Here is a 21977-nt window from a genome sequence, read left to right as displayed (position 1 = left end):
AGCGAGTGAGCAGTTCGGCTCTCCGATCCCCAGAGCGCAAAACAGCTGAACCCACGAATTTCCCTCCGGCGGGCCCCACGCGCCCGCCGACAGAACAGGTGATGTCATGAACGACCGTTACGAAGCCGCAGGAAACCTGGTCGAGGCCCTGCTGCAACGCGCCTGCGAAATGCCGCGCAAGACTGCCCTGCGATTCATCGCCGAGAATGTCGAACAGCCCATCAGCTTCCGCGAGCTGGACGAGCGCGCCCGCGCCATGGCCGCCTGGATGCTGCGCCACGGCCAGCACGGCGACCGCGCCGTATTGCTGCTGCCCAGCGGCCCGGAGTACGTCACCGCGTTCTTCGCCTGCCTCTACTCGGGAATCATCGCCGTGCCGGCCTATCCGCCGGAATCCGTGCGCCCACAGCACCTGGCGCGCCTGCGTTCGATCCTCGATGACGCCGAACCGAGCCTGGTGCTCACCGATTCCACGCTGATCGAAGCCCTGCGTCCGGCCTGCGAGCGCGAGAACGGCGACAGCCCGCTGCTGCTGGCGGTGGACCAGGCCGACCCGGCGCTGGCCGTCGAGTGGCAGATGCCCGAGCTGGCCGACGACGACATCGCCTTCCTACAGTACACCTCCGGCTCCACCTCGACGCCCAAGGGCGTGCAGGTCAGCCACGGCAACCTGGTGGCCAACGAGCGCCTGATCCGCCACGGCTTCGGCATCGGCGACGACGACGTGATCGTCAGCTGGCTGCCGTTGTTCCACGACATGGGCCTGATCGGCGGCCTGCTGCAGCCGATCTACAGCGGCATCGAATGCGTGCTGATGTCGCCGCGCTACTTCCTCGAGCGTCCGCGCCGTTGGCTGGAAGCCATCGCCCGCTTCGGCGGCACGGTCAGCGGCGGGCCGGATTTCGCCTACCGCCTGTGCTGCGAACGGGTCAACGAGGCGGCCATGGAGGGCCTCGACCTGAGCAAGTGGCGCGTGGCCTTCTCTGGCTCCGAGCCGATCCGCCCGGACACCCTGGAGCGCTTCGCCGCCTGGTTCGCCCCGGCGCAGTTCGACGCCTCGTCCTTCTACGCCTGCTACGGCCTCGCCGAAGCGACCCTGTTCGTCACCGGCGGCATACGCGGCGACGGTATCGGCCAGCTGGAAGTAGACCTCGATGCCCTGGGCGAGAACATCGCCCGCCCGGGTCGCGGTACCTCGCTGATCAACTGCGGCCGGGCCCAGCCCGACCATGAAATCCTGCTGGTCGACCCGGTGAGCGGCGAAAGCCTCGGCCCGGATCGCGTCGGCGAAATCTGGAGCAGCGGCCCCAGCGTCGCCCTCGGCTACTGGCGCAACCCGGAAGCCAGCGCGCGCACCTTCGTCGAAAAGGACGGCCGCACCTGGCTGCGCACCGGCGACCTGGGCTTCCTGCACAACGACGAACTCTTCGTCACCGGCCGCCTCAAGGACATGCTCATCGTCCGTGGCCAGAACCTCTACCCGCAGGACCTGGAACGCTGCGTCGAGGAAGAGGTGGACCTGGTGCGCAAAGGGCGCGTCTCCGCCTTCGCCATCGAGCATCAGGGCCGCGAAGGTATCGGTATCGCCGCCGAAGTCGGGCGCAGCGTGCGCAAGCTGATCTCCGCCGAGGCGCTGGCCAGGGCCATCTCCGCCGCCGTGGCGGAAACCTTCCAGGAAGCGCCGCTGGTGGTGGCGCTGCTGGAGCCGGGCGCACTGCCCAAGACCTCCAGCGGCAAGCTGCAACGCTCGGCCTGCCGCACCCAGTTGCTCGATGGCAGCCTGCAGGCCTACGCCATCCAGCGCGCCGGCGAGCCGATCAGCGATGGCGCCAGCGCCAAGCCGGTTGCGCCGCTCTCGACCGAGGAGCAAGCCATCGCCGCGCTGTGGAGCGAAGTGCTGGAGCTGCCGGCGATCCGCCGTGACGACAACTTCTTCGCCCTCGGCGGCAACTCCATCAAGGCCACCCAGCTGATGGCGCGCCTGCGCGAACGCCTCGGCCGCGCTGTGGAATTGCGTCTGCTGTTCGAAGCGCCGGAGCTCGGTGCCTTCGTCGCCGCCCTGGCAGCCCTGCCGATCACTGAAGTCGAAAGCGTGCCGCAAGTCACGCGTGACGGTCTGCTGCCGCTGTCGCCGGCCCAGCGCCGCCTGTGGTTCCTCTGGAAGCTGGAGCCGGAAAGCGCCGTCTACCACATCGCCGGGCGTATGAACCTGCGCGGTGAACTGCGCCGGCCAGCAGTGGAGCAGGCGTTCGCCGTGCTGCTGGGCCGCCATGAAACCCTGCGCAGCCGCTTCATCGAACAGGCCGATGGCGAGGTGTCGCTGAACCTGTCCGATGAGACGCAGGTAGAACTCACCGAGAGCGACTTCAGCTCCCTGGGCAACGCCCGCCGCGACATCGCCGCCCGCGAGGACGCCGAGGCCTTCGCCGCGCAACCCTTCGACCTGGCCAGCGGCCCGCTGCTGCGCCTGCGCCTGCAGAACCTCGGCGGCGGCCGCCAGGCGCTGTTGCTCTGCGTGCACCACATCATCGCTGACGGCTGGTCGCTGAACCTGCTGCTGGACGAGTTCGCCGAGTGCTACCGCGCCATCGTCGAACAGCGCGAGCCGGTGCTGCCGGCGCTTTCGCGCCAGTACCTCGACCTCGCCGCCGCGCAGCAGCACAAGCTGGAAGCGGGCGAGGGCGCCCGCCTGCTGGACTGGTGGAGCGAGCGCCTGGGCAACCAGCACTCGCCGCTGGAGCTGCCTTTTACGACCGGTGAAAAAGGCCAGAGCGCCGAGCTGATCGAGCGCGAAGTGGACGCCGAGCTGACCGGCAAGCTGCGCAGCCTCGCCCAGGCCCACGGCGCGACCCTGCCGATGCTCCTGCTCAGCGCCTACAACCTGCTGCTGCAGCGCTACAGCGGCCAGCACGACCTGCGCATCGGCCTGACCCAGGCCGGCCGCGAGCAGCTCGACAGCGAGCGACTGGTCGGCTTCTTCGTCAACCTGCTGGTGCTGCGCAGCGAGCTGCCCGAAGGCGCGAGCCTGCGCGGCGTGCTCCGCCAACTACGCGACGACCTCCTGCAAGCCCAGGCGCACCAGGGCCTGCCGTTCGAGCAACTGGTGGAGGCGCTGCAACCCGAACGCGGCCACGGCCGCCACCCGCTGTGCCAGGTCGCCTTCGACCACCAGTGGCAGCCGCGCGCCGGCAACGGCCTGCCCGGCGTCAGCGTGGAAGCGCTGGAACAGCTCGACCTGGAAACCCCCTTCGACCTGGTGCTGCGCGTCCGTGAGGGCGAGCAGAGCCTGCGTCTTAGCTTCTGCTATGCCCGCGAGCGTTACGCCGCCAACGGCATGCAACGCCTGGTCGGGCACTTCCTCGACCTGCTGCGCGCCTTGCCGCAGCTCAATGCCGACGCCGTGCTGGACGCCCGCGACTGGCTGCCCGCCAGCGACTGGAGTATCGCCGTGGCCGGTGACGCGCCGGCCTTTGAGGCGCTGAGCGAGACCATCGCCGCCCAGGCCCGCCGCCATCCGGCCAAGGTCGCGCTGATCGACCAGCTGCGCGAGGTGAACTTCGCCGAACTGGAGGATCGCTCCAACCGCCTGGCGCAACGCCTGATCCAGCGCGGCATCGGTGCGGAACGCCGGGTCGCCGTGGCGCTGCCGCGCGGCGTGGACATCCCGCTGGCCCTGCTGGCGGTCATGAAAGCCGGAGGCGCCTACCTGCCGCTGGACGTCGACTACCCCGAGGAGCGCCTGGCTTGGCTGATGCAGGACGCCGGCGTCGACCTGCTGCTGACCAACGCCGAGCTGGCCGAGCGCCTGCCGCTGCCCGAAGGCGTCGAGCGCCTGGTGCTGGAAGAGGCCGACCTCGGCAACGCCCTGGCCGTGCGTCCGCTGCTGCGCATCCAGGCGCAGAACCTCGCCTACCTGATCTACACCTCCGGCTCCACCGGCCAGCCCAAGGGCGTTGCCGTCGCCCACGGCGAGATCGCCGCGCACTGCCGCGCCATCGGCCAGCGCTACGCCATGAGCGAGGCGGACCGCGAGCTGATCTTCATGTCCTTCGCCTTCGACGGCGCCCACGAACGCTGGCTCACCGCGCTGTCCCACGGTGGCAGCCTGCTGATCCGCAATGACGCGCTGTGGACCGCCGAGCAGACCCTGGACCAGCTGCGCCGCCATGCCGTGACGGTCGCCGCCTTCCCGCCGGCCTACCTGCAGCAGTTGGCTGAACAAGCTCTGATCACCGGTCACGCGCCGAGCATGCGCATCTACTGCTTTGGCGGTGATGCGGTGCCCGAAGCGGCCTACCACCTGGCGCACCGGGCGCTCAAACCCGAACACCTGATCAACGGCTACGGCCCGACCGAAACCGTGGTCACTCCCATGCTGTGGAAAGCCGACGCCCGCACCACTTGCGGCGCCGCCTACGCACCCATTGGCGAAGTGGTCGGCGAACGCAGCCTGTACATCCTCGACGACCGCCTGCAGCCACTGCCGCGCGGTGTGGCCGGCGAGCTGTACATCGGCGGCCATGGCCTGGCCCGTGGTTACCACCAGCGCGCCGGCATGACCGCCGAACGCTTCGTGGCCGACCCTTATTCCGACGGCCTCCGCCTGTACCGCAGCGGCGACCGCGTGCGCTGGCGTGAAGACGGCGCGCTGGACTACCTCGGCCGCGTCGACCAGCAGGTGAAGATTCGCGGCTTCCGCATCGAACCGGGCGAGATCGAAGCCCGCCTGCGCGCGCTGCCCGGTGTGCGCGAAGCGGCGGTGATCGCCCGCGACAGCGAACGCGGCAAGCGCCTGCTGGGTTACGTCTGTGGCGACAGCCTCGCCGAAGATGCACTGAAAGCCGCCCTGCGCGCGCAGTTGCCGGACTACATGGTGCCGTCGCGCATCCTGGTGCTGGAGCAGATGCCGCTCAATGCCAACGGCAAGATCGACCGCAAGGTGCTGCCCGAACCGCAGGAAGCCGCCAGCACCACCGAAGCCCCGCGCGACGGTCTGGAAAGCCGCGTCGCCGCCGTCTGGGCCGAAGTGCTCGGCGTGCCCGCGGTGGGCCGCGAGGATGACTTCTTCGAGCTGGGCGGCCACTCGCTGCTGGCCACGCAAGTGATTTCCCGCCTGCGCCGTGACCTGGGCTGCGAAGTGCCGCTGCGCGACCTGTTCGAAGCCAGCCGCCTGGACGAATTCGCTGCACGGCTGACGGCTCTTGCGCCCAGCGCTCGCCCGGCACTGCGCGCCGTGGCCCGCGACGGCGACCTGCCGTTGTCCGCCGCCCAGAGCCGCCTGTGGTTTTTCTGGCAGATGGAGCCGGCCAGCGCCGCCTACAACGTGCCGGGCGCGCTGCGCCTGCGCGGTCAGCTCGACGAGTCCGCGCTGCGCCGTGCCTTCGATGCCCTGGTGGCGCGCCACGAAACCCTGCGCACCACCTTCGATGAGGTGGACGGCCAGGCCTTCCAGCGCATCCAGCCAGCGCAGCCCCTGAACCTCGCGCGGGTCGATCTGTCCGCTGAGAAAGATGCCGAAAGCGCTGCACGCAAACTGGCCGAGGAAGAAGCGCAGCACCCGTTCGACCTGCGTAACGGCCCGTTGCTGCGCCTGACCCTCCTCAAGCTGGCCGACGCCGACCACGTGCTGCTGCTGACGATGCACCACATCGTCTCCGATGGTTGGTCGATCCGCGTGCTGGTGGACGAGTTCAGCCGCCTCTACGGCGCCTTCGCGGCAGGCGAAGAACTGCAACTGCCGGAGCTGCCGGTGCAATACGCCGACTACGCCCAGTGGCAGCGCGAGCTGCTGGCAGGCGAGGAGGGCCAGCGTCAGCTGGGCTGGTGGACCGAGCAACTGAGCATCGAGACGCCCGTGCTGGAACTGGCTGCCGACCGCCCGCGCCCGGCGGTGCAGAGCTATCGTGGCGGCAGCCTCGGCTTCAGCCTGGACGCCGGCCTCGGCAGCCGCCTCAAGCAACTGGCCCGCGAGCAGGACGTCACCCTGTTCATGCTGCTGCTCGGTGCCTACGCGGTGCTGATGCAACGCTACAGCGGCCAGCGCGACCTGCGTGTCGCAGTGCCCATCGCCAACCGCCAGCAGCTGGAAACCGAAGGGCTGATCGGCTTCTTCGTCAACACCCAGGTCATGCCCTGCGCGCTGGCCGACGATGAATCCTTCGCCGCGCTGCTGGCCCGCCTCAAGCCGCTGGCACTGGGCGCCCAGGCGCACCAGGACCTGCCGTTCGAACAACTGGTGGAAGCCCTGCAGCCCGAGCGCAGCCTGGCCTACAACCCGCTGGTGCAGGTGAAGTTCAACTTCGGCTTCGACGTCAGCCGCCTGCCCGATGCCGGCGCGCTGAAGCTGGAACTGTTCAGCGAAGAGCAGTACGGCGCGCGCTTCGACCTCGCCCTGGACATGGCCGAGGCGCTGGACGCCAGCGGCCAGCCGGGCGACGAGCTGCGCGGCAGCTTCGTCTATGCCCGCGACCTGTTCGACGAGGACAGCGTCGCCGCCATCGCCGGTCAGTTCGAAGCGCTGCTGCGACAGCTGTGCGCCGAGCCGCAACGCGCCCTCGGCGAACTGCCTCGCCCGGTGGCCTCGCGCCGTCGCGGTGAGACCCGGCAATGGCCGCAATCTGACGTACTCGGCCTGTTTGCCGCGCAGGTCGCTGCGCAGCCGGACGCCATCGCCGTGCAGGACGACAGCATCCGCTACAGCTACGCCGAGCTGGACCAGCGCAGCAACCGCCTGGCCAACGCGCTGATCGCCAGCGGGGTGGAGCAGGGCGAGTGCGTCGCCATCTGCCAGGAACGCAGCGCGCAGTGGGTGCTCCTGCTGCTGGGCGTGCTCAAGGCCGGCGCCACCTACGTGCCGCTGGACCCGGCGCAACCGGCCGAGCGCCTGCGCCAGTTGCTCGCTGACAACGGCATCAGCCGCGTGCTGGTGAGCGATGCCGCGCTACTGGAAACCTTCGGCATCGCCGCAACGCTGATCCCGGCCGGTGGCCCGGAGCAGGGCAGCAATGCCGCTCCTGCGCGGGGCATCGACCCGCAGCAGGCCGCCTATGTGATCTTCACCTCCGGCTCCACCGGCCAGCCCAAGGGCGTGCGCATCAGCCACGCGGCGCTGGCCAACTATGTGCAGGCTGTGCTCGAACGCCTGCAACTGGACCAGGGCCGCGCCCGGGGCCTGGGCATGGCGATGGTTTCCTCGGTGGCGGCCGACCTCGGCCACACCACGCTGTTCGGTGCGCTGTGCGGCGGTGGTCGCCTGCACCTGGCGGATGCCCAGGCCGTGGCCGATGCCGAGCGCTTCGCCGCGTTCATGCAGGACGTGGACGTGCTGAAGATCGTCCCCAGCCATCTCGCCGGCCTGCTGGCCGCCGCGCCCAACGCCGCCGCCGTGCTGCCGCGTCGCCTGCTGGTGGTGGGCGGTGAAGCCTGCGACCGCGCATTGCTGCAACCGATCCGCGACCTTGCGCCCAAGCTGCGCATCGTCAACCACTACGGCCCCAGCGAATCCACCGTGGGCGTGCTGACTCACGAATGGTCGCTGCTGGATGACCTGCCGGCGGGCAGCCTGCCCATCGGTACGCCGCTGGCCAACAGCGCCATCCGCGTGCTCGACGAGAACGGCCGAGACCTGCTGCCGGGTGTGCCCGGCGAGCTCTACATCGGCGGTGCCGGCCTGGCGCTGGGGTATCTCGGCCTGCCGGAAATGACGGCCGAACGCTTCTTGGAGATCGAAGGCGAGCGCCTGTACCGCAGCGGCGACCGCGTGCGCCTGAGCCGTCGTGGCGTCGTGGAATTCCTCGGCCGTGTGGACGATCAGGTGAAGATCCGTGGCTACCGCGTCGAGCCGGGTGAGCTGGCGCAAGCGCTCAAGCGCCTGCCCGGCGTACGTGATGCCGTAGCGCTGGCCGAGCGTGACAACGACGGCCCGATGAAGTTGCTGGCCTGGGCCGTGGTCGAAGGACAGAGCGTGGAAAGCCTGCGCGAAGCCCTGGCCGCTGCCGTCCCGGAATACTTGCTGCCGGCCCAGCTGATGCTGCTGGAGCGCCTGCCGCTGAATGCCAACGGCAAGGTGGACCGCAAGGCGCTGCCACGTGGCGAGGTGGTCGCCAAGGCCGTGGACAATGCGCCGCTGAGCGAGCTGGAACAGCGCATCGCCGATATCTGGCAAGCGGTGCTGAAGGTCGAGCGCGTCGGCGCGGAGGACAACTTCTTCGAGCTGGGCGGCGACTCCATCCTCAGCCTGCAGATCATCGCGCGCATCCGCAAACTCGGTTACAAGCTCAGCCCGAAACAGCTGTTCGAGCGGCAGAGCGTCCGCCAGCTGGCGCAGTGGCTGGAAAGCCGCGCCCCGGCAGTCCCGGCAGCACCCGCGCCGGTGGCCACTGTCAGCGGTGAGGTGGCGTTGTCGCCAGTGCAGGCTCGCTTCTTCGAGCGCGTGCCGAGTGCCCAGCGTCACCACTGGAACCAGGCTTTGCTGCTGAAACCGCGCGAAGCACTGGACGGCGACGTGCTCGCTCGCGCGCTGCACTGGCTGGTCGGCCAGCACGACGCGCTACGCCTGCGTTTCGACGGCAGCCGCCAGCGTTACGCAGAACTTGGCCCGCTCGATATGACGCTGCTCTGGCGCCGCCGCGCCGCCGACGCGCAAACCCTGGAACGCCTGTGCGACGGCGCCCAGGCCAGCCTGGATATCGCCAACGGCCCGCTGCTGCGCGCCATGCAGGTCGGCCTTGCCGACGGTAGCGAGCGCCTGCTGCTGGTCATCCATCACCTGGCAGTGGATGGCGTGTCGTGGCGCATCCTGCTGGAAGACCTGCAGTACGCCTACCGCGAACTGCGCGCCGGCCGCACGCCCGCTGCACTGCCGCGCAGCGACAGCTACCAGGCCTGGAGCGCCCGCCAGCAGGCGGCTGCCAATGGCGCTGCCGCTGAGCTTGGCTACTGGCAGGCCGAACTGCGCGATGCGCCGCGTCTGACCCGCGCCCGCAGCGGCGCCCCGGCAACCTGGAAGGAAGCCGCCAACGCGCGCTTCAGCCTCGACGCCGAGACCACCCGCCAGCTGCTCGGCCCGGCGCTGAAGGCGCAGCGCGTGCAGATCAACGACCTGCTGCTGACCGCGCTGGCCCGCGCCCTGTGCGCCTGGACCGGCGAAAGCTCCGCACTGGTGGAGATGGAAGGCCACGGCCGCGACGCCTTCGACGGCGACGCGGCGCTGGACCTGAGCCGCTCCGTGGGCTGGTTCACCGCGCTCTATCCCGTCCGCCTGCAAGCCGGTGGCGAGCCGGGAGCAGACCTGCGCGCTACCCGTGAACACCTGCGTAAGCTGCCGCGCGCCGGCATCGGCTATGGCCAACTGCGCTACCTCAGCCAGCACGCCGCCAGCCTGCGAGACCTGCCGGCGCCGCAGGTGACCTTCAACTACCTCGGCCAGCTCGACCAGGCCTTCGCCGACGCCGACTTCCTGCCGGCCTTCGAAGGCGTGGGCCGCAGCCAACCGCTGAACGCTGCGCTGGGTAACGCGCTGGTCTACGCCGGCCGCGTGCTCGGCGGCGAACTGAGCCTGGAGGTCACCTACAGCAGCGCCATGTTCGATGCAGCGGACATCGATGAGCTGCAAGCGCTGCTGCGCGCCGAGCTGCAAGCACTGGTTGCTTACTGCCTGAGCCATCCCTACAAGCTCGGCGCAAATGACCTGCCGCTGCTCGGTCTCGATCAGCAACAGCTCGACGCACTGCCGCTGCCGGCCGGCGTGGAGGACCTCTATCCGCTGTCGCCGATGCAGCAGGGCATGCTGTTCCATGCCCTCGACGTGCCGGGCTCCTCGCTCTACGTCAACCAGCTGCGGGTCGACCTGGACGGCCTCGACGAGGCGCGTTTCCTCGATGCGTGGCGCGCGGTCATCGCCCGCCACGCCAACCTGCGCACCGGCTTCCTCGCCAGCGCCGACGCGGCGCCGCTGCAGTTCGTCCTGCGCGACGTGCAGTTGCCGGTGCAGTCCTTCGACTGGCGCGACCAGCAGGTGAGCGCGCAGCAGCTTGAGAACGTCGCTGACGCCCAACGCAACCTCGGCTTCGACCTGGCCAAGCCGCCGCTGCAACGCCTGGCGCTGGTGCGCCTGGGCGAGCGCCGCTACCACCTGATCTGGACTTGCCACCACCTGCTGCTGGACGGCTGGAGCAGCGCACGGCTGATCGGCGAAGTTCTCGCCCTCTACCGTGGCGAAGCACTGCCGGCGCCGGCGGCGCAGTACGGCGACTACATCGGCTGGCTGCACGCCCAGGACGGCGCGGCGGGCGAGAGTTTCTGGCGCGAGCGCCTGAACGGCTTCGACGAGCCGACCCTGCTGGCCACCGCCTGCAGCGCCGGTTTCCGCGAGGAGCCGCTGCGCGAGCTGCACAGCCGGCTCGACAGCGCGCCGCTGCAACGCTTCGCCCAGGCCCAGCGCATCACCCTCAACACCCTGGTGCAGGGCGCGTGGGCGCTGCTGCTGCAACGCTACTGCGGCCAGCGCAGCGTGACCTTCGGCGCCACCGTGGCGGGGCGCCCGGCCACGCTGCCGGGAGCGGAAGAGAGCCTCGGCCTGTTCATCAACACCCTGCCGATTGTCCAGGCGCCGGATGACGCCCAGCGCGTCGGCGACTGGCTGCGCGAGCTGCAAGCCTTCAACCTCGACGTGCGCGAGTTCGAGCACACACCGCTGTACGACATCCAGCGCTGGGCTGGCCGCGGCGGGCAGGCGCTGTTCGACAGCATCATCGTGTTCGAGAACTTCCCCATGGATGCGGCGCTGGCGTCCTCCAGCGAGGACGACCTGCGCATCCTCGGCCACCACCCGGTGGACGGCACCAACTACGCCCTGGCCCTGGTGGCCAGTGCCGGCGAACAGCTGGATGTGCGCTACACCTACCGCACCGACCGCCTCAGCGCGAGCCAGATCGAGCAACTGCGAGGGCACTTCGAGCACCTTTTGCTGGCCCTGGTGGAAGACGCCGAGCGCCCGCTGGGCCGGGTCAGCCAATTGGCCCATGCCGAGCGCAACGAACTGCTGCAACGCTTCAACGAGACCGAAGCGACATTCCCGGCCGACGTGCAACTGCAGGAGCTGATCGAGCACCAGGTCGCCGCGACCCCGGACGCGCTGGCTCTCCAGTTCGGCGACGAACGCCTGAGCTACGCCCAGCTCAACGCCCGCGCCAACCAGCTCGCACATTGGCTGCGTGGCCAGGGCGTCGGCCCGGACGTACTGGTAGGTGTAGCCGCCGAGCGGTCGGTGGAGCTGGTCGTGGCTCTGCTGGGCATCGTCAAGGCCGGCGGTGCCTACGTGCCCATGGACCCGGACTACCCGCAGGAGCGCCTGCAGCACATGCTGAGCGATAGCGGCGTGAGCCTGCTGCTGACCCAGCAGCACCTGCTGGAGCGCCTGCCGACGAGCAATGCCGCGATGGTCTGCCTGGATAGCCAGTGGGGCGAAATCGCCATGGCCTCCGAGCAGAACCCGGCCATCGCCGGCAGCCCGCAGAACCTGGCGTACCTGATCTACACCTCCGGCTCCACCGGCAAGCCCAAGGGCGCCGGCAACAGCCATCGCGCACTGGTCAATCGCCTGAGCTGGATGCAGAAGGCCTACGCGCTGGATGCCTCCGACCGCGTGCTGCAGAAGACCCCGTTCAGCTTCGACGTGTCGGTGTGGGAGTTCTTCTGGCCGCTGCTGACCGGCGCCGCCCTGGTGGTTGCCGCACCCGGCGCCCACCGCGATCCGGCAGCGCTGCGCCAGGTGATCGAAGCGGGGCAGGTCACCACGCTACACTTCGTACCGTCGATGTTGCAGGCCTTCGTCGCTTCCGGCGAGCTGGAGCGTTGCCCGTCGCTGCTGCAGGTGATGTGCTCCGGCGAGGCGCTGCCCTATGAGCTGCAACAGCAGTTCCGCCAGCGCAGCAGTGCCAAGCTGCACAACCTCTACGGCCCGACCGAAGCGGCGATCGACGTGAGCTTCTGGGCCTGTGACGAGGACAACGCGCGTCAGGTCGTGCCCATCGGCCGGCCCATCGACAACCTGCGCCTGGTGCTGCTGGACGAGCGCCTGGAACCGGTGCCGCAAGGCGTGGCCGGCGAGCTGTACATCGGCGGCGTGGGCCTGGCGCGCGGTTACCACGCACGTCCCGGCCTGACTGCCGAACGCTTTGTTGCTGACCCATTTGGCAGTGGCGAACGCCTGTACCGTACCGGCGACCTGGCTCGCCAGCGCGAAGACGGCGCCATCGAATACCTCGGCCGTCTCGACCATCAGGTGAAGATTCGCGGCCTGCGCATCGAGCTGGGCGAGATCGAAGCGCGCCTGCAGGCCCATCCGCAGGTGAGCGAAGCGGTGGTGGTGGCCAGGGACGGCGTGCTGCTGGCCTACGTGGTCGCCAGCGCCGAACCCGAAGCCCTGCGCCAGGCGCTGCAAGGCGAGCTGCCGGACTACATGGTGCCGTCGCGGATCATCGCCCTCGACGCCATGCCGCTGTCACCCAACGGCAAGCTGGACCGCAAGGCCCTGCCGGACCCGCAGCTGGGCGACAGCCTGCGCGAGTACGTGGCGCCGCGCAGCGACCTGGAAGTCGAACTGGCCGGTATCTGGCAGCACGTGCTGCAGGTGGACCGCGTCGGCCTGCACGACGACTTCTTCGAGCTGGGCGGCCATTCGCTGCTGCTCACCCAGGTAGGCCTGACCCTGCGTCAGCGCCTCGGTCTGGAACTGCCGCTGCACCGCCTGTTCGAGCTGAGCAATATCGAGGCGCTGGCCGCCTGGATCGAAACCCAGCGGGCAAGCTCCGCCAGCGCAGAAGAGGAACTCGACCTGATGGATGAACTGCTCGGCGAGCTGGAGAATCTGTAATGACACACCCGATGGACGCCCAGCTGAAACAGGTCGCGGAGCGCCTTGGCGCGCTGCCCGAAGACAAGCAGATCATCTTCCTGCGCCAGCTGCGCGAGAAAGGCGTGAGCCTGTCGCGCCTGCCGATCCTGCGCGAGGGGCGCGAGCACGCGCCGCTCTCGGCGGCCCAGGCGCGCCTGTGGTTCCTCTGGCAGATGGAGCCGCACAGCGCCGCCTACAACATTCCCGCTGCCGTGCGCCTGCGCGGCGCGCTGGACGAGGGTGCGCTGCAGCGCGCCTTCGCCGCGCTGATCGCGCGCCATGAAAGCCTGCGCACCGTGTTCCGCGCGGCACAGTCCGGGCACGCTGCCTCGGCGGATAACGCTGGCGCGTTATGCGCCCTACGGGAGCCGGCTGGCACGGCAGAGGACCGCTCTGGTAGGGCGAATGACGCGCAGCGTCATCCGCCGCAAGGTGGGCCGGGAGTGGCAGCAGAAGGCGAAGTGATGCAGTGCATCCTGCCTCCGGGCCCTGCGCATCTGGAAACGAAGGATTTCGGCAGCGAAGCCGAGGCGCGGCAATGGCTCAACGAGTGCGCCCAACGCTGCTTCGATCTGGCAGAAGGCCCGCTGTTGCGCCTGCACCTGGCACGCCTGCCGGGCGAAGCGCTGCTGCTGGTGAACCTGCACCACATCATTGCCGACGGCTGGTCCATCGGCGTGCTGATCGATGAATTCGCCACTCTCTACAGCGCCGAAGCGCAAGGCACCCAGGCCGAACTGGACACTCTGCCAATCCAGTACAGCGACATCGCCCGCTGGCAGCGCCTGTGGCTGTCGGCCGGCGAGGGCGAGCGGCAGCTGGCCTACTGGAAGGAACAGCTGGGCGAAGAATCCCTGCTGCTGACCCTGCCGGGCAACCGGCCGCGCCCGTTGGTGCAGAGCTATCGCGGCGCAACGCTGGACTTCGAGTTGCCCCGCGCGCTCGGCGACTCCCTGCGCGAACTGGCGCGGGGGCAGGGTGCCACGCTGTTCATGCTGATCCTCGCGGCCTACCAGCTGCTGCTGTCGCGCTACAGCGGCCAGCGCGAGCTGCGCGTGGGCGTGCCCATCGCCGGCCGTGGCCGTGCCGAAAGCGAAAGGCTGATCGGCTTCTTCGTGAATACCCAGGTGCTGTCGGCACGCATCGACGGCGACGAATCCTTCAACGCCTTCCTTGCCCGTACCCGCGAAGCCGTGTTGGGCGCCCAGGCCAACCCGGACCTGCCGTTCGAGCAACTGGTGGATGCGCTGCAACCCGAGCGCAGCCTTAGCTACAACCCACTGTTCCAGGTGGCCTGCAACCACCAGCCGAGCCGCCGCGACGCCTTGCGCGAGCTGCCCGGCGGCCTGCAGCTGGAAAGCCTGGAGCTGGACAGCGGCATCGCCAAGTTCGACCTGACCCTGAACACCGAGGAAAGCCGCGACGGCCAGGTGCGCGGACAGTTCATGTACGCCACCGACCAGTTCGACGCGGCAACCATCGAACGCCTCGGCGGGCATTTCCTCAATCTGCTGCAGGCCCTGGTGCGCGACCCACAATGCCCGGTGGCGCGCCTGCCGCTACTCGATGGCAGCGAGCGCGAGCAACTGCTCTACGGCTGGAACGCCACCGCGATGGACTATCCGCGCGATGCCTGCCTGCACCAGCTGATCGAACAGCAGGTGCAGCGCTCGCCCGCTGAGGTGGCGCTCACCGACGGCCAGCGCAGCTTCAGCTACGCCGAGCTGAACAGCCGCGCCAACCGCCTCGCGCACTGGCTGCGCGAGCAGGGCGTCGGCCCGGACAGCCGCGTCGGCGTCGCCCTGGAACGCTCGGTGGAACTGCCGGTGGCGCTGCTGGCGGTGCTCAAGGCCGGTGGCGCCTACGTGCCACTGGACCCGGAATTCCCCGCCGAACGCCTGGCGCACATGCTCGAAGACGGCGGCGTGCGCCTGCTGCTGACCCAGCAGCATCTGCTCGGCGAGCTGCCGCAGACGGGCGCCCATGCCTTCTGCCTGGATCGTGACTGGGCGCAGCTGGACGGCTACGCCGACAGCGACCCGGCGAACCTCGCAAGGCCCGACGATCTCGCCTATGTGATCTACACCTCCGGCTCCACCGGCAAGCCCAAGGGCGTCGCCGTGCGCCACGGCGGCGTGGTCAACTTCATGCTCAGCATGGCCCGCGAGCCGGGCCTGGGTGCGCAGGACCGAGTGCTCGCGCTGACCTCGCTGTCCTTCGACATCTCCGCGCTGGAGCTGTACCTGCCGCTGCTAGTCGGCGGCCGCGTGGTGCTGGTCGACCGCGACGTCGCGCGCGACCCGTCGCGCCTGCTCGGCGTGGCACTGGAGCAGGGCGTGACGGTGATCCAGGCGACCCCCAGCACCTGGACTCTGCTCAGCGGCCACGAGGACTTCCCGCGCCTGACCGGCTGCCGTTTCTTCTGCGGCGGCGAAGCACTGTCCGCCGAGCTGGCGGACAAGCTCACTGCACAAACAGAAGCACTGTGGAACCTCTACGGTCCCACCGAAACCACCATCTGGTCGGCCGCCTGGAAGATCGACAAGGGTGCCCGCGCGCTGCTCGGCAAGCCCATCGCCAACACCCAGTTGTACATCCTCGATGGCGAGCTGCAACCCGCACCCATCGGCGTGGCGGGCGAGCTGTACATCGCCGGCGACGGCCTGGCGCGGGGCTACCACGGGCGCCCGGAGCTGACCAACGAGCGCTTCGTCGCCGACCCGTTCAGCGCTGAGCGCAATGCGCGCATGTACCGCACCGGCGACCTCGCGCGCTGGCGTGCAGACGGCGTGCTGGAGTACCTCGGGCGCATCGACCACCAGGTGAAGATTCGCGGCTTCCGTATCGAACTGGGCGAGATCGAGTCGCGCCTGCTCGGCCAGCCCGGCGTGCGCGAGGCGGTGGTGATCGCCCGCGACGCGGGGCAGGTGAAGCAACTGGTGGGTTATGTCACCGGCCAGATCGACACAGACCTGCGTGCCGCCTTGCTGGAGGAACTGCCGGACTACATGGTCCCCGCGCAGATCGTCCAGCTCGAACGCATGCCGCTGACCCCCAACGGCAAGCTCGACCGCAAGGCGCTGCCGGAGCCGGACTTCAGCCTGCTGCAGAAGACCTACCGGGCGCCCGAGAGCGAGCGCGAGCAGACCCTGGCGGCCATCTGGTGCGCCGTGCTCGGTCTTGAGCAGGTGGGGCTGGACGACAACTTCTTCGAGCTGGGCGGCGACTCCATCGTCTCCATCCAGGTGGTCAGCCGCGCCCGTGCCGCTGGCCTGCAACTGAGCCCGAAGGACCTGTTCCAGCACCAGACATTGCAGGCGCTGGCCCGCGTGGCCGGTGATTTCGTTGCGGCCGAAGGACCCGTTGCCGTCGCCGCTCTCGAAGCCCCGGACGCCGCACAGCTGGCCGCACTCGGTCTGAATCCAGACCAGATCGAAGACCTCTACCCGCTGTCGCCGATGCAGCAGGGCATGCTGTTCCACGGCGTGGATGGCAGCGAGGGTGGCGTCTACGTCAACCAGTTGCGCGTGGAGGTGAACGACCTCGACGTGGAGCGCTTCCGCGCCGCCTGGCAGGCTGCACTGGATGCCCACGACAACCTGCGTGCCGGCGTGCACTGGCAGGGCCTCGATCAGCCGGTGCAGGCCGTGCATAAGCACGTCGAGCTGCCGCTGGAAGTGCTCGACTGGCGTGGCCGCGAAGGCATGGACGCGGCGCTGGACGAACTGGCCGCCGCCGAGCGCAGCCGCAGCTTCGACCTGGAACGCCCGCCGCTGCTGCGTCTGGTGCTGGTACGCAGCGCCGAGGCCAGCCACCAGCTGATCTACACCCACCACCACATCCTGCTCGACGGCTGGAGCAACGCTCAGCTGTTCGCCGAGGCACTGCGCCGCTACAACGGCGAGAGCATCGCCGAGCAGGGCCGTTACCGCGACTACATCCACTGGCTGCAGGTGCAGGACCAGCAGCAGGCCCAGAACTTCTGGAGCGCTCGCCTGCAAGGCTTTGCCCAGCCCACGGTGCTCGCCGACAGCCTGGCGCGCCCGGCCGAAGGCAATGGCCACGGGCTGGAGTACAGCCGCTACGACGCGGCGGCCACCGAGCGCCTGAAGGCGTTCGCCCGCAGCCAGCGGGTGACGCTGAACACCCTGGTGCAGGCGGCGTGGATTCTTCTGCTGCAGCGCTACACCGGGCAGCAGCGCGTGGCCTTCGGTGCCACCGTGGCCGGGCGCCCCGCGCAGCTGGCCGGCGCCGACAGCCTGCTGGGGCTGTTCATCAACACGTTGCCCATCGTCCAGGCGCCGGCCGAGCAAGCCGATCTCGGCGACTGGCTGCGCGAGCTGCAGGCCTACAACCTGGACGTCCGCGAGTTCGAGCACACGCCGCTGTACGACATCCAGCGCTGGGCCGGCCAGGCCGGGCAGGCGCTGTTCGACAGTATCATCGTGTTCGAGAACTACCCGGTCGACGAAGTGCTGCGCAGCGCCCAGGGGCCGCGCTTCGGCGAGCTGAAGTCGAAGGACGAGACCAGCATTCCCATGGACCTCGCCGTGCGCGTCGGCGAGCGCCTGGAAATCGAGTACCAGTACCTGCGCGCGCACTTCAGCGCTCCCGCCGTGGCACGCCTTCGCGGCAACATGGAACAGGTGCTGGAGAGCCTGCTGCACGGCGCCGGCAAGCGCGTCGGCGAACTGCAATGCCTGTCCGCCAGCGACCGTGCGGTCCTGGCTGCCTGTCGTGGCCCGCACCAGTCGCTGCCGCCGGCCGAGCCGGTGCACCTGGCCATCGCCCGTCAGGCTGCGCTGCGTGCCGATGAGGTGGCGCTGATCTGTGGTGACGAGGAGATCGATTACGCGGCGCTGGAGCGCGACTCCAACCGCCTGGCTCATCGCCTGATGGCCCTCGGTGTTGGCCCGGAAGTCCGCGTTGGCGTGGCCTTGCCGCGCAGCGTGCGCATTCCGCTGGCGCTGCTGGCGGTGCTCAAGGCTGGCGGCGCCTACGTGCCGCTGGACGCCGAGTACCCGCGCGAGCGCCTGGAATTCCAGATGGCCGACGCCGGCATCGCGCTGCTGATCACCGACAGCCGCCTGCGCGAGCGCCTGCCGCTGCCGACGGGCGTGACCTGCCTGGAGCTGGATGGCCTTGATGTCTCTGGCGAGGACAGCGATCTGCCGGTGGTGGCGCTGGAGCCGGAAAACCTCGCCTACCTGATCTACACCTCCGGTTCCACCGGCAAGCCCAAGGGCGTTGCAGTCAGCCATGGCCCGCTGGCCATGCATTGTGCGGCCATCGGCGAGCTGTACCAGATGGATGCTGCGACCCGCGAGCTGCACTTCATGTCCTTCGCCTTCGACGGCGCCCACGAGCGTTGGCTGACTACCCTGGTACATGGCGGCAGCCTTGTGCTGCGCGGCGACGAGCTGTGGACGCCGGAGCAGACCTACCGCGTACTGCACGACAAGCAGGTGAGCGTGGCGGCCTTCCCGCCGGTGTACCTGCAGCAACTGGCCGAACATGCGCTGCGTGACGGCAACCCGCCGCCGGTGCGCATCTACTGCTTCGGCGGCGACGCGGTGCCCAACGCCAGCTTCGAACTGGCCAAACGCGCGCTGCGGGCCGAGCATCTGATCAACGGCTACGGCCCCACGGAAACCGTGGTCACGCCGCTGCTGTGGAAGGCTGACCGCGCAACGGCCTGCGATGCGGCCTATGCGCCCATCGGCAAGGGCGTCGGTGCGCGCAAGCTGTACATCCTCGACGAGCAGCTGCGCCAGGTGCCGTTGGGTGTGGCCGGCGAGCTGTACATCGGCGGCGACGGCCTGGCGCGTGGTTACCACGAGCGTGCCGGCCTGACGGCCGAGCGCTTCGTTGCCGATCCGTTCGATGCGAGCGGTGGCCGCCTGTACCGCTCCGGCGACCTGGTGCGCGGACGCGCCGATGGCGTGATCGACTACGTCGGGCGCATCGACCATCAGGTGAAGATTCGCGGCTTCCGCATCGAGTTGGGCGAGATCGAAGCGCGCCTGCAGGATCACCCGCAGGTCAACGAGGCGCTGGTGGTGGCCCGCGACGGCGTCAGCGGCAAGCAGCTGGTCGGCTACGTGGTCGGCGAAGCGGAAGGCGATGCGCTGCGCAACTTCCTCCGCGAGCAGGTGCCGGACTACATGGTGCCCGCGCAGATTCTCCGGCTGGAGCGTTTCCCGCTGTCGCCCAACGGCAAGATCGACCGCAAGGCGCTGCCCGAGCCGACCTGGCAGGGCGAGGCCTACGAGGCACCGCGAAACGAGCGCGAGCGCGCCCTGGCGGTCATCTGGCAGGACGTGCTGCAAGTGGAGCGCGTCAGCATCCGCGACAACTTCTTCGACCTGGGCGGCGACTCCATCCTCAGCCTGCAGATTGTCTCCCTCGCCCGCCAAGCACTGGGCGATGGCGTGGAAATCCGCCTGCGCGACCTGCTGCAGTACCAGACCATCGCCGGGCTGCTGGAGCGCGCCGAAAGCGTGGCCGAGGCGGCGCCGACAGCGACCGTGGCGGTCGCGGATGACGGCGAATCCTTTGGCCTGGTGCCGATCCAGCAATGGATGTTCGAGCAGCAGTTGGAGGAGCCGAACCACTTCAACCAGGCTGTCCTGCTGGAGTGCCGCCAGCGTCTCGATGCCGAGGCGCTGGAAGCGGCGCTGCAGGGCCTGCTGGCCGAGCATGGCAGCCTGCGCCTGTCGTTCGCCCGTGGGGCTGACGGCCTCTGGCGGCAGCGCTATCGCGAGGCCAGCGAGATCACCGGTGCGCTGCTCTGGCAGCGGCAGGCGGCGAACGCCGAGGAGGCATTGCTGATCGCCAACCAGGCGCAGCGCAGCCTGGACCTGGGCGAAGGCCGGCTGCTGCGCGGCGTGCTCACCGACATGGCCGATGGCAGCCAGCGTCTGCTGCTGGTGATCCACCACCTGGGCGTGGACGGCGTGTCCTGGCGCATCCTGCTGGAGGAGCTGCAACAGCGTTATGCCGCGCAGCTCATTGGCGAGCCGGCGCCGATCTTCGAACGCACCAGCGCCTACCGCGCCTGGGCCGAAGGCCTGCGCGACTACGCCGACAGCCAACTGGCCCAGGCCGACCTACCGTATTGGCTGGAACAGACCGACAGCGCCGGCCTCGGCGAGCCGCAGCGCGACAATCCGCGCGGCGCCGAGCGCATGGCGCACCTGGAGCAGCTGTTCCTGCGCCTGGACCGCCAGCAGACCCAGCGCCTGCTGAAGGTGGCGCCAGAGGCCTACCGCACGCAGATCAACGACCTGCTGCTGACTGCCCTCGGCCGCACCCTATGCCACTGGTGCGACAGTGAGTCGGTGCTGATCGGCCTGGAAGGCCACGGCCGCGAGGACATCCTTGACGCCGTCGACCACAGCCGCACCCTGGGCTGGTTCACCAGCCTGTTCCCGCTGCGCCTGACGCCGGGGCAGGGCGACTACGCCCAGGCCATCCCGGCGATTCGCCAGCAACTGCGCGCGGTGCCGGACAAGGGCATCGGCTATGGCGCCTTGCGCTACCTGGGTGACAGTGCGCTGCGCCGCCAGCTTGCCGCCCGCGCCGAGCCGCGCGTGACCTTCAACTACCTCGGCCAGTTCGACCAGAGCTTCGACGACAAGGCGCTGTTCGTACCGCTGCAGGAGAAGCCCGGCGACACCTACGCCGCCAGCACGCCGATGAACAACTGGCTGGAGATCGTCGGCCAGGTCTATGACGGCGAGCTGACCCTGCGCTGCATGTTCAGTCGCCGGGTGTTCCGCCCGTCGCGCATCGAGTCGCTGATGGCGCAGCTGCGCACGGAACTGGAAGGGATGATCGGCCATTGCTGCGCCCAGGTGGAAAGCGGCGCGCGCAAGGAGCAAGCCACGGTATGAACGCATTGATTAAAGAGGTCGGCATGCTGCACCCGGAGATTTCCGCCTTCCTGGACATGGTCGACGACGGCCGCCGCACGGGGCGCCCGGCGTTGCACGAATTGCCGCTGGAGCAGGCGCGGCAGGACTTCGAGGCCTCCTCGGAATCACTCAAGGCCGGGGCGCCGTCGATGCCGGTGGAAGCGCTGCTGATCCCGGCGCGTGAGGGCCGGCAGCTGCCGGTGCGCCTGTATCGGCCAGTAGATGCAAGCGACGCGGCGATCCTGTACTTCCACGGCGGCGGCTACACGGTCGGCAGCCTGGATTCCCATGATGGGCTGTGCCGGTGGCTGGCCAAGCACTGCGCTTGCGCGGTGATTTCGGTGGGTTATCGCCTGGCGCCGGAAGCACCATTCCCGGCGGCGACCTTCGATGCGCGGGATGCCTGGAACTGGTTGCTGGAGTCCTCTGCCAGCCTCGGCCTGAGTCCGCGTCGCCTTGCCGTTGGCGGCGACAGTGCGGGTGCCACGCTGGCCACCGTGCTCTGCGCCGAGCTGGCAGGCGAGGGGGCGGAGCAGCCCTGCGCGCAGTTGCTGTTCTATCCGGCGGCGGATGCCAGCGCACGCAGCGAGTCCGAGGAGCTGTTCGCCGAGGGCTATCTACTGGAAACGGCGAGCCTGGACTGGTTCTACCAGCAGTATGTGCCTGACGTTGAGCAGCGCAGTGATTGGCGCTGCTCGCCGGTCCATGCAGGCGCTGCTTTACAAGGTAGCGCGCCGGCACTGCTGTTTGCCGCCCAGTTCGATCCGTTATTGGACGAAGGGCTGGCCTACGCCCACGCGCTGGTGGAGCAGGGCGTGGAAGTGGAGGCGGAGCGCTGCTGCGGGATGACCCACGACTTCCTGCGCATGGGCAACCTGGTGCCGGAGGTGGAGGGGTATTACCGGCGCGTGGCCGAGTTCCTCGCTGCCCGTTGGTAAGCCGGCGGCCTGCTGCTGCATAACCCGGATCATCGACTTCAACCTGTAGGAGCGGGCCATGCCCGCGATCCGCCGGCAGGGCCGGCGGTTTCCTCCGCCGGCGTGCGCGGATGTTTCTCTGGAAGTCTTCAGAGAGCGAAGAGCGGTTGTAGGAGCAAGCTTGCTCGCGAACCGCCCAACACCGACGTTTCCCTGTAGGAGCGGGCCATGCCCGCGAACGGCGCCGAC

3 protein-coding genes are annotated in these 21977 nt (G+C 69.1%); all 3 read left to right on the top strand.

The annotated features are described in order from the left end of the window. Positions 1-106: 106 nt before the first annotated feature. From ABKS89_RS17290 to ABKS89_RS17280, 3 genes are read left to right on the top strand one after another with little or no spacing between them, the layout of a single operon-like run. Complete coding sequence (locus ABKS89_RS17290) at positions 107-12874, top strand: non-ribosomal peptide synthase/polyketide synthase (protein ID WP_348586270.1); 12768 nt, start codon at positions 107-109, stop codon at positions 12872-12874. Continuing rightward, positions 12874-20790 carry a non-ribosomal peptide synthetase gene (locus ABKS89_RS17285; RefSeq protein ID WP_348586269.1) on the top strand — a complete coding sequence of 2639 codons (7917 nt, stop codon included), beginning with the start codon at positions 12874-12876 and terminating at the stop codon, positions 20788-20790. Before ABKS89_RS17290 ends, ABKS89_RS17285 begins: the two co-directional genes overlap by 1 nt. Next, complete coding sequence (locus ABKS89_RS17280; RefSeq protein WP_348586268.1) at positions 20787-21749, top strand: alpha/beta hydrolase; 963 nt, start codon at positions 20787-20789, stop codon at positions 21747-21749. Before ABKS89_RS17285 ends, ABKS89_RS17280 begins: the two co-directional genes overlap by 4 nt. Positions 21750-21977: the final 228 nt, after the last annotated feature.

It is taken from the genome of Pseudomonas sp. LABIM340 (assembly GCF_040017195.2).
Lineage (GTDB): Bacteria > Pseudomonadota > Gammaproteobacteria > Pseudomonadales > Pseudomonadaceae > Pseudomonas.
Note: the sequence above shows the minus strand (reverse complement) of the source record. Positions and strands in the feature narration are given on the sequence as shown.